General features: G+C 43.6%; 10 protein-coding genes and 2 pseudogenes. 7 read left to right on the top strand and 5 right to left on the bottom strand.

Features of this window, described 5'->3' with window-relative positions:
* Together BLT35_RS19125 and istA are read right to left on the bottom strand one after the other, a co-directional pair.
* A partial coding sequence (locus BLT35_RS19125) for an ATP-binding protein (RefSeq protein ID WP_254777620.1) occupies positions 1 to 434 on the bottom strand: 434 nt, incomplete at its 3' end.
* Between the two features lie 2 nt (positions 435 to 436).
* Positions 437 to 1,945 carry an IS21 family transposase gene (gene istA, locus BLT35_RS19120; protein ID WP_254777621.1) on the bottom strand — a complete coding sequence of 503 codons (1,509 nt, stop codon included), beginning with the start codon at positions 1,943 to 1,945 and terminating at the stop codon, positions 437 to 439.
* 216 nt (positions 1,946 to 2,161) lie between these two features.
* On the opposite strand from istA, the pseudogene BLT35_RS27945 reads away from it, so the two are divergent.
* The 5 genes and pseudogenes from BLT35_RS27945 to BLT35_RS19095 form a co-directional block, all read left to right on the top strand.
* Positions 2,162 to 2,251, top strand: a pseudogene (locus BLT35_RS27945) (putative iron-sulfur cluster-binding metallochaperone); the annotation flags it as partial.
* Between the two features lie 193 nt (positions 2,252 to 2,444).
* Complete coding sequence (locus BLT35_RS19110) at positions 2,445 to 2,723, top strand: ArsR/SmtB family transcription factor (RefSeq protein WP_054820346.1); 279 nt, start codon at positions 2,445 to 2,447, stop codon at positions 2,721 to 2,723.
* 102 nt (positions 2,724 to 2,825) lie between these two features.
* Positions 2,826 to 3,209, top strand: coding sequence for a VOC family protein (locus BLT35_RS19105; protein ID WP_074729471.1), 384 nt, complete (start codon positions 2,826 to 2,828; stop codon positions 3,207 to 3,209).
* Positions 3,210 to 3,608: 399 nt separating this feature from the next.
* Positions 3,609 to 5,210 carry a hypothetical protein gene (locus BLT35_RS19100; RefSeq protein ID WP_074729470.1) on the top strand — a complete coding sequence of 534 codons (1,602 nt, stop codon included), beginning with the start codon at positions 3,609 to 3,611 and terminating at the stop codon, positions 5,208 to 5,210.
* 285 nt (positions 5,211 to 5,495) lie between these two features.
* A complete protein-coding gene (locus tag BLT35_RS19095; protein WP_054820362.1) occupies positions 5,496 to 5,822 on the top strand; it encodes a hypothetical protein in 327 nt (108 codons plus the stop codon).
* A 235-nt stretch (positions 5,823 to 6,057) separates the two neighbouring features.
* On the opposite strand, the pseudogene BLT35_RS19090 reads toward BLT35_RS19095, so the two are convergent.
* Positions 6,058 to 6,324 (bottom strand): annotated as a pseudogene (locus BLT35_RS19090) (IS110 family transposase); the annotation flags it as partial.
* 922 nt (positions 6,325 to 7,246) lie between these two features.
* Here BLT35_RS19090 and BLT35_RS19085 point away from each other — a divergent pair.
* Together BLT35_RS19085 and BLT35_RS27115 are read left to right on the top strand one after the other, a co-directional pair.
* Positions 7,247 to 8,785 carry a malate:quinone oxidoreductase gene (locus BLT35_RS19085; protein ID WP_074729469.1) on the top strand — a complete coding sequence of 513 codons (1,539 nt, stop codon included), beginning with the start codon at positions 7,247 to 7,249 and terminating at the stop codon, positions 8,783 to 8,785.
* A 401-nt stretch (positions 8,786 to 9,186) separates the two neighbouring features.
* A complete protein-coding gene (locus tag BLT35_RS27115; protein WP_175472017.1) occupies positions 9,187 to 9,336 on the top strand; it encodes a hypothetical protein in 150 nt (49 codons plus the stop codon).
* Here the strand turns inward: BLT35_RS27115 and BLT35_RS19080 are convergent.
* Positions 9,333 to 9,605: a hypothetical protein gene (locus BLT35_RS19080; protein WP_074729468.1), complete on the bottom strand. Its 273-nt coding sequence runs from the start codon at positions 9,603 to 9,605 to the stop codon at positions 9,333 to 9,335. The two genes, BLT35_RS27115 and BLT35_RS19080, sit on opposite strands and share 4 nt — an antisense overlap.
* Before the next feature lie 90 nt (positions 9,606 to 9,695).
* Positions 9,696 to 10,070: a hypothetical protein gene (locus BLT35_RS19075; RefSeq protein ID WP_054818611.1), complete on the bottom strand. Its 375-nt coding sequence runs from the start codon at positions 10,068 to 10,070 to the stop codon at positions 9,696 to 9,698.
* Positions 10,071 to 10,078: the final 8 nt, after the last annotated feature.

The following is a 10,078-nucleotide window of genomic DNA, read 5'->3' as shown; positions in this document are numbered from 1 at the left end:
TATTCTGAGGTGTTATGGAAAGAAATCAATGTACATTCATTGAAATAACGGGATGTACGCTCAATTCTTTCCATAACCAAATTCTTTCGATAATTACCGACTCCAGGAGGCCCGAGCAGGATGAGATTGTAATTCTGCTCAAGCCATAGAAGTTCCCGAAGTTGCTGAAATTGGCGTTTGCTTAAGGACGGTTGTTCTTCCAAACGAAACTCATCCAGCGTCTTCACTTCAGGGAAGGACGCCCATTTATACCGCCTGGCGAGTTGCTTTTCTTCTCGGCGGACTAATTCATAGCGGAGTAGCCGCTGCAGGAACTCACGGCATGTCCATTGGTGTTCTTCAGCCTCCATCAAGCTTTCGTCAACGATCTGGGCTGCTTCCGTGAGGTTGAGCGTTTTTAAGCTTTGTTTCAGGTGCACAATGGTCTCGTTCATGTTCAGCCTCCTCCCAAAATACGCCGGTAAATCTCAATATCACGAATTTGAGGCTTGACTTTCCATTTGGTTGGATCCACTCCGCTCACCCGTTTAATGTTGCTCATATCCGGCGTCGTTTTTTCGTAAGACCTCGAGAAGTGGTTCACGGCATCAACGAAGTCCACTGCCCTGTATAATCGGTTGGTCAAACAGTAACGAAGTGCTTGATCCGCGGCTTCTTTCGATGCCTGATCCAGCGTCTTTTGAATGAGTTGGAGTTGATCTCGGGTATACCGAGGATGAAGCCGATGAATCTTTTTCAGGTAAGATGAAGCCAGGTCAGGATCGAGAAATTGCCTCCTCACGCTTTCTAAGTAGGCAGCGATACCTTTCTGGCGATCTCGCCGATGATTCGTGTTCTGGATGAGTTGGCCCCGCCTCTGTGAGCGTTCATGTTCAGCAATGATTTCCCCGGTATCCAAGTCATAGATTTGCAATGTTGATTCATGGACCCGGACTCCAACTTCTTTCGAGGTGCCATCATAAGTCCCGAGGGGAACGGAATACCGGCTCCCTTCATACCAGATGGTGTTGTCCTTCCGCACGGTCCTTGGTATACTCGTACTAGGAGTTTTTATTTTTTCTGGGACCGGGCGAAGGTGTTGCTTCTCAAGGGCGAACACTTCGGCTGGTATTTTTTTGGTCGTATGATGGATAAGAGCATTTCCTGTCCGGTCTAACCAAGCCATGCAGTCCTCATTCAACTTGTCTACACTTACGAAGATCCGATGGCGTGCGAAATTCCGTTTGACGTACTTCACGACATTCTCGATACGACCTTTGCTTTCGGGATCTTGTTTCCGGCACATGTAGACCTGAATGCCTCGGTGGCGAACGTATGCCGCAAATTCGTGGGTTAGGATTAAATCGCCGTAATTTTCACTGGTAAGCAACAAGTGATCCTGATCATAAATGATTTCTTTCGTCATTCCTCCATAAAAGGCAAAAGCTAATTCATGAGCATCGATCACATCCTTCGTAATAAACGGCCGATCTTGCCAATGAACGAATTTCTGTCTGGAGTGGGATAGAACAAACGTAATAAACCAGCACTTCACGAGATTCCCTTGGAGATTCTTCATTTTCGTCTCCCCGAAGTCCACCTGCATTTGTTCACCCATTGGGGGATCGGGAATGGCTTCATACTGCCTTTGTTGCGTCTCCTTTGGGATCCCGTACATCTTTCGCAGCAACCGGACATAGCTTCTTACAGTACTTTCCCCAACTTCAATTTCTGGATGGTGTTCCTTTAGCCAATCCCATATTTGAGCGGCAGAGAGGTCGGAGTACTCCCTCAACCACTGGATGATGCGCTGCTCAAAAGGGTCTAATTTCTTTTTTCGAGTCTCCAGACCTTCCATGAATTGTTTGAATTCATCCGGATTCATGCTCATGTACTTATACACCGTGTTCCTTGAGACATTCAGTTTTCTAGCAATCTGAGAGACTTTCAATCCCTTCGCTTTCATCTGATGAATGGAGAAATACATATGCCACCTTTCTAAGCGTTTCATCTTCCTCACCCATGATGATTATTCTACGATGAATAATAGTCACGGGAGGAAGTGGTCGTAAAGTGTTCATTACTATTGAGCAATTTTTGTTGTCTATATTCTAGCGGTTACACCTACAACTTGAAATATGTTGGGCAAGAATGGGCGAGGCCATTAAAGATATCGGTTTTGTTGACCTTCGCCGCGGGAGACTTGAAAGTTCCCGTCTTTCAAAAGGATTCGGACATGGATGTCCCCGTTTGTTATTGTTTTGACTGGACGTGGGTGTGCTAAGAAAATATGTATTAGACTGAAAAATAAAGTGTTAGACATCGAAAATAAAGTTCTAGACTGGCGGCATTATTAAGCTAACTGGCAACAGTTTAATAAGAAACCATACGTTGGTTATGCCTTACAAGTAACTTTAGAGTTGCTTATCTTGACAAGAAACTGTAGGGTTGCTTATACTCGATATATGAATTGGGACAAAGACGCTATTTTCAAAGCACTTGGCGACTCGACTCGGCGGCTTATATTAGACGAACTATCCGAACGCAACGAGCTGACGTTGTATGAACTTACGGCACGTCTCATTATGAAGCACAATCTTTCTATTTCACGACAGGCGATCGCTAAACATCTTGCTACATTGGAAGATGCAGGGCTCGTAATATCAAAACGAAAGGGAAAGTATCGAGTAATTCTGTTTAACAAGGAACCACTTAAAAACTTGCTGAAAGGATGGATAGAGTAACTTTAATGATAAACTTCTGACGAATGTATGGTTTTTTCTGATTGAAGCCAGTTTGTTAGAAGAGCACCAACGTCGCATATATCAAAGGAGGCAAAAAGCATTATGAAAATCATTGTTACCAGTATATTCGTTCAAGATCAAGAAAAGGCATTGGAGTTTTATACAAAAATGCTGGGCTTTGTAAAGAAGCATGACGTTCCCGCAGGAAAATATAGGTGGTTAACGCTTGTTTCTCCCGATGATCCAGACGGTACCGAGCTTTTGCTCGAACCGAATGACCATCCTGCCGCCAAAGAGTATCAAAGGAAGATATTTGCCGATGGCATTCCAGCAACAATGTTTGGCGTTGAAGATATTCACAAAGAATATAAACGATTAGTGAAAGAAGGCGTGAATTTTACAATGGAGCCGACAAAAATGGGCGAAGTCACAATAGCTGTCTTCGACGATACTTGCGGCAATCTTATTCAGATCGTACAGAAGTAACTGTCCTATTTTTAGCAGCGGTAGTCTAAGCCTTTATTTTTCCGTCCTAGACTATCGCTGCTTATTGTTTTCGGGCCAGTCTAATACTTAATTAGACGGAGCTGACAACTTAAAGTGAAGCAGATTCAACATAAATCAACGAATGCTTGATAGCTTGATTAAGTGTGGAATAGAGTTCGAACGGATTGAAATGGCATCGTCAAAAGAATTCTATAATTTGGTTGGAAATAAAGCATTAAGACTGCTGCATCTGATCTCCATCAATCAAGGAGCTAGAATCAAAAGCGGCTGATTTTTCTCAGGAAATTGAGCAAACATAAATTTCATAAACCTCAAAAGACGGAAAGAAACAATTGAGTGATTAGTCCTCTAGATAAATAAAGTTCAGGAGGAGACAATTTGCCATCTCTACTTAGAAAGGATTCAATTCGACTACTTGAAGCAAGTATTAATAGCTTAAGCTTAGCTACTATAGGACTAGCGCTTCCTTTACGCCATGAACCAAGGGAACGGAGTTCCTTGTATGCAGCAGAGATAGGTCTAATTGGTGCTGCCGCAGAACAAGCTGTTAACGCATGTATTGTGCAATCGCTTGGTTTGAAAGGATTATTACTTCCAGACGGAAAGTTCAAATCAGCCACACAAACCTTCGATGAATTTATTAATTTGTTGAAATCCGCAAGTCCGAGAATAAGTTTTCTATTTAGTGGGATTCAAGATCAAATTGAGCATCGACAAAAATTATTATCTCGCGTTTCAAGATTTCGTTTATTAGCAAAATCAAGAGCCGGTGGGCTTCATGCAGGGATTGGCCCAGCAAGGGAGGTCGCTATTTCACTGGCAATAGATATCTCAGAGTTTCTTAATGAATTAGGAAGGTCATCGAGGATCAAACCATATTTAGGGACTATACCAAGGCCACATGATGTCGTAAAAGACAAGGTAACCCTGATTGAAGAACTCGCTGTGAAATTAAACAGATCAGAACGCATAGATGAAAAAGCTGCATATCTTAGCTCCGCTTTTCTAATAATCCCAGACATTGATGATGTACAGCCTGAATGGTTAGATGCATTTGAAAGAATAAACATCGTACCTACTTCAAATGACATTGTGTTATTGTTAGATGCTCTCAATAAAGCTGTACCGACATCTTTGATGCGATCTACAGGGGAAGGTGTTGCTATACCAGTTAGAGTTGAACCCAATAACCCTTCGGCTATTCCAATATCACCACAGTTCTTAAGAAGGGAATTTAATCAACTAAACGAGCAATGGCATGCTGACGCCGGAAATGCAAACGGAAGGTTAAAAAAAGGAATCCTCGATTTACCACCACAGGATTTCATTTGGGATATATTTGGAATTGGCATAGAGAATCTCAACATTTTGGAGAAAGAATCGGGATTGCCAGCTCAGCAAACTTGGCCTTTTATTGCAACAAGTTTAAGTTCATCTGGCACAATATTACCCTACTGGTTTATTGTTAGGCGAACCGAGATCCTCAAAGAACTTGATGCAATCATGAAAAGAGTAGAGAAATATAGTAAAAGTTATTTAAAACGTAATTTGCGAGAATTTTACATAGGTCTAGAATGTCTGATTAAAGAAAAACCTCTTGCAGAGGATTCACAATTGTTCTTAGATATTGCTTACTTATACAGTACAGTAGATGAGAAGAGATCAAATTTAAATTCAGTTATTAGCAACAAAATATCATATAGCAGCAACGATCAAAGATTTGATGAGATCGCCAACAGAGTATTAAAAGAAGAGCTAAGTCTAAGTGATGCCTTAATTAAAATTTCTAAGCTTACAACTTCGGACAAATCTTTAAAGACTTACTGGATTCGCACTTTTGCTGAATGTTGTTATGATGAGGAAGATGTCCCAGGATTGCTTAGTACAATAAGGGCAGAGGATGTTCAACCCGCAGCTAAAACGGCAGTTAGAAAGAGCTTGCGCTTGATTGATTTTTTATGTAATGGGCCAGAAACATAAGAACACGGACAACCTTCAAATTGTTCTCCAGTCTCTGCTCAAGTTACTCTACAAGTTCTTATTAAATGCTCTTATGTGACAAAAAATAGAAAATTGGTAATTCTATTTAGTGTACGAAACATCTTCACTTTGTACAAAGTACTACACTACATTGTAGACTGGCGGCGTGCGTTAAGCTAATTCATCTAATTTTTGAAACAATACGATCTTTGACGAACATTTCCTTTTATGGCTTTCAAGACCTATAATTAATTGATTTATCTAGCCTAAGAAGGGAGATGGAGTATGTTAACTCTGAAACTACATGAACTACCTGGTCGTGATGCTTATGAGATTATGTATGGGAAATACAAAGACGAACATTGGTTGGAAAGTTCCATATTTATCACACATGATTTCTTTATGAGTACTGAACTGGAAGATGTGTTGCTCAAAGTAGTTCCTTTTAACCCTTTTGGGCCGACTGAGATCACCATGTCAGACTGGGATACGATAAAGAAAGACGTTTTCTCCTCTTGTTCTGAATTTACAAAACAATTAGTTTCCGAAATTGATAAATGGACCAAGGAATGTTTTAAGCACGAATCGTGTTTTACTATTTGTGGCCCCTGAACTAACGGAGCGTCGGTCTAGGACTTTATTTTCTTATCCATGGCTGTCACTGTTAGATTTCTGGGGTCAGTCTGTCCTATCCTGAAAATACCGATCGATGGAAGAACTAAAAAAGGCAATAAGAAAGTAGCCCTCCAGCCTAATAGTTTTGGCTAGGGCAACGGAAACTCTGTTTGAACTGACAGTTGCATTAGGAGGCAACCGTGTTGACAGAAACCGATATGCCTAATGACTCGAGTTTCCTTATGTGCTGAGCATTCACCACCAGTGCTTCAATTCCCTCGAGTTCCAACAGATTGTAGCTTGGCTTCCAGTAAGCGCCTGTGCTCTCCATGGCGACGTGAGTGCATCCTTTGGCTTTAATCCAATCAACAAGCAAGATCAGGTCATCGGTCATAGCCTCGAACGTTCGAATTTCTTTGCCTTCCGGCGTGATGGTACAGGCCACGATGTTCTTTTTATGAACGTCAAGACCGCACACATGGTTGTAAACGACGTCCATTCCTAGAACTCTCCTTACGGCGTGCAAGTTTGAAGGGCTGGTGCAACAACCGCCAAATGGTTATTCTATCCTGTGTGCTTCCAACTTGGAGCAACAATCTGTGGTGCACCTGGTCGTTGGGGTCTGTCTAAGACTCGGGTTCGAAGCACCATTGACTGCCGACCTCCCTTCGCCAGCCGTAAGTAAATTATATCGCATGTCCAATATTTTCATCATCTGATGGTGCCGCGTTAGCGGCATGGGCGTCTAAAACTTTATTTTCATCAGACCACTGAAGCTGATTTTGATAATACACTTAGTAAATTAATTACCAAAACTAATACTTTCACCTTAAGAGACTATATTCTTGAGTTAAGAGATTTATGGATGGATAGGACAGGCAAGGTCGGTGGATGAGGTAAAAAATATCGTATATCCACATTGTAAATAAAAATTAAATACAAAAAAATGCTGTCTTTAACCAGCATGTCGATATAATCGTATTCACAATAAAAGCATTTGGTCATAACATAAATCAATCTTATGCAAATAAATGGGAACCATCTGTGAGGGAAGTTGGGCCTTCATATAAAATTCTCTCTCCAATGTGAAGATTTGATGACATCTGATATCCGCGGAATTGCGTAACCGTGAGACAAACCAAGGCTCAACCCTTGCCGGAAGCCGGGTTAAGCCTTGGTTTTTGTGTATCCAATGGCTCTTGTGGACGGACTCCTCATTTTTTACCAGCTTTTTAATAGCTTATAAATATTATATAATAGTAAATAAATATATTAATCTATTAATAATAGTGATACACTATAATCAGGTTATAATTGATCCAGAAAAGATGTGTCACTAAGCCGCGCCCTGGCTTGTTGTGGCGCCTAAGCAGGAGTGCTTACATCCTTTCTGCAAAACGTAGGGTATAAGGACGGTTAAAATGAGCAACAGACAAATGAAAACAGACGTTATCTTAATTGGTGCCGGAATCATGAGTGCTACTTTAGGGTCACTGCTGAAAGAATTAGTACCGGATTGGGACATTACAGTGTTTGAAAGGCGTGCAAACGCAGGAGAGGAAAGCTCCAACGAATGGAATAATGCGGGAACGGGGCATGCCGCACTGTGCGAGCTTAACTACACCGTCGAAAAACCGGACGGATCCATAGACATTAGCAAAGCGATAAAGGTTAACGAAGAGTTTCAGGTTTCAAAGCAGTTCTGGTCCTATCTGGTAAACAGCAATCTGATACGCGATCCGCGTGACTTTATCATGCCAGTCCCTCATATGAGTTTTGTACAAGGGGAACATGATGTACATTTTTTGAAAAAACGTTTTGATGCGCTGTCTAGCAATCCGCTGTTTCAAGGAATGGAATATTCCGATGACCCGGGAAAACTGATGGAATGGATTCCGCTTATGATGAAAGACCGGACATTGAATAAACCTATAGCGGCTACAAGAATCGAATCCGGAACGGATGTTAACTTTGGCGCTTTAACGCGCATATTGTTTGCCCACTTAAAAAATAAAAATGTCGATATAAAATTCAACCATCATGTTGATGATATTAAACGTACTGGGGACGGCTCGTGGGAATTGAAAGTGCGAAATGTCGATAGCGGTACCGTCGAACGCCATACGGCAAAATTCGTCTTTATTGGCGGCGGGGGAGGAAGCCTGCATTTGCTGCAAAAATCCGGTATTCCTGAAGGAAAAGGTATCGGAGGATTTCCGGTAAGCGGACTATTTATGGTGTGTCAGAATCCGGATATTGTAGCGCAGCATCATGCAAAAGTATACGGCAAAGCTTCGGTCGGCGCTCCTCCAATGTCCGTTCCGCATCTTGACACAAGATTTATCGACAACAAAGAATCGCTGTTATTTGGACCGTTTGCCGGCTTCTCGCCAAAGTTTTTAAAATTCGGTTCCATGCTTGATTTGGTAACTTCCGTAAAACCGCATAATCTCGTAACGATGATGGCGGCAGGCGTAAAAAACGCTTCATTGACAACATACCTGATCAAGCAGGTGATGTTATCGAAAGAACAGCGCATGGAAGCATTACGGGAATTTATCCCGAACGCCAAAAGCGAGGACTGGGATTTACTGGTAGCTGGCCAGCGTGTGCAAATTATCAAAGATACGGCTGCCGGCAAAGGAACGCTTCAATTTGGTACGGAAGTGATTAGTGCCGCTGATGGCTCGATAGCTGCATTGCTCGGTGCTTCTCCGGGTGCTTCTACCGCCGTTTCCGTCATGCTTGAGGTCATAAAAAAATGCTTCCCGCAGCATTTAAAAACGTGGGAGCCGAAAATAAAGGAAATGATTCCTTCTTATGGCGTGTCACTATTGAAAAATCCGGAACTTATTCACGAAATTCATACTTCAACAGCACGGACGCTTGGATTAAGCGAAAACTTGCCGTTACAGGCAAGTAACCCGAACCATACCATAAATAACGAAGTTTTGATTTGAGATTCATTTGCCGGTCCGTTATAGCCGTTAAGCTGTGGGGAAATGATGGTAATAAAGCAGCGTCAGTCAAGGACTTTATTTTCCTCCTTGGCCGCCGCTGCTTTTTTTCTTATGTCTGACGCAGTCTAATCCCCGCCACCGCCACCGCCGTCTCCGCATGCGGGCGCCGTTTTTACGCCGTTCCAGGAACGGACCAAGGCATATTCGATCGCCGCCAGAAGGTCCGGCTGGAACAGGGGAGAGGCGCGATATAAGATTTCCTCCGCTCTTCAGAAATTTCTTTCCTCCGCCACCGGACGCTGGCCCATACGGCTCCCCCGCCCACAAAGATAATCAGCAACAGTAGAGAATCCCACATTTTCACATCTGCAATGTACAAATAGAGAAGGAGCCCGAAGTGTATGGCAGCCAATACGGGAATCCACACTTTTCTGGCGGGATACACCCCGAAGCCGGCCATGGTATCCGGCTTTCTCTCCAGCAGCAGCCGCAGCCAGCGGCCAAAAGCCCTGCCAAGGCGGCTGGAGCGCTGGATGTATTTGCTCTCTTAAGCCTTTTGCTTTCGTTCCGTCTTGGTAGGTCCCGCCAGATGCTCGAGCGAGAGCACGGAGGTGCCGCGGAACAGCCATCCCAGAAGGTGCCGGTCCGCCGCATCCAACTGGCTCCGGTCGCCTTTGAAGGTAAACTGCAGCAGCCCCTTTGGAGCATTCGGGTCCTCTTGAAATCGTTGTCCCGCCGCTGCCCGGCTGACTCCGATGTATTCCCGCCGATTTTGCGCAAGGAAAGTCCAATCTAACTCGCCGCCGTCTGCGTATTTCACGGCCGCCTTGTCGATCCGATAGCGGTAATACAGCTGCCTCGTTTCATTCTTTGCCCGAAAGTCGACATAATACGTGCCGCGGCGGGGGGTTCAGTCGACGTTCAGCCGGTTCAGTCCGACGTATCCGAAATCGCTGAGAACCCGGTCGGAAGGGGGAGTATAAGCTTCGAAGAGTTCTATATTTTCCCCGCCGTACGCATCCATATGCCGAGGCATCCAGTCGTAATCGCCGTGTACGGTATACGTGTATAATTCCTCCACATACAGATCCACGTCCGGCATGATGTCCGCCATGATCTCAACCTTATCGATGGTGTAAGATGATGTTTTGCCGCACCGGGAAGCAGCAATAACGAAAGCAGTAGTGAGAAAAGGAGCAGTGTTATCCGGTATGTACTCTTCATCGCCGTCCTCCAAGTTGTGCAGGATGTCATTATCCTGTATTACGTAAAGGAGGCTATTCATGTTTCGGC

Origin of the sequence: Paenibacillus naphthalenovorans (genome assembly GCF_900099895.1) — a bacterium.
GTDB lineage: Bacteria > Bacillota > Bacilli > Paenibacillales > NBRC-103111 > Paenibacillus_G > Paenibacillus_G naphthalenovorans.
This window is presented reverse-complemented; position numbering and strand designations above follow the sequence as displayed.